Here is a 283-nt window from a genome sequence, read left to right as displayed (position 1 = left end):
ATAAAAGAAGAAGCAAGTGCAAATAATTTAAGTGATACATCACAAGAAGCACAAGAGATTCAAGAAGCTAAAAGAGAAGCTCAAGCAGAAACGGATAAAAGTGCAGAAGTATCAAATGAAAAATCAAAAGCAGCGGCATTGAAGGCACAACAAGCAGCGATAAAAGAAGAAGCAAGTGTAAATAATTTAAGCGATACATCACAAGAGGCACAAGAGATTCAAGAAACTAAGAAAGAAGCTCAAGTAGAAACAGATAAAAGTGCAGCTGTATCAAATGAAGAAT

The 283-nt window shown here is 35.0% G+C and carries 1 pseudogene; it reads left to right on the top strand.

Features of this window, described 5'->3' with window-relative positions:
• Positions 1-283 (top strand): annotated as a pseudogene (locus HMPREF2658_RS02635) (hypothetical protein); the annotation flags it as partial.

This window comes from Staphylococcus sp. HMSC062H10, assembly GCF_001836945.1.
In the GTDB taxonomy this organism is placed as follows: Bacteria; Bacillota; Bacilli; order Staphylococcales; family Staphylococcaceae; genus Staphylococcus; species Staphylococcus aureus.
Note: the sequence above shows the minus strand (reverse complement) of the source record. Positions and strands in the feature narration are given on the sequence as shown.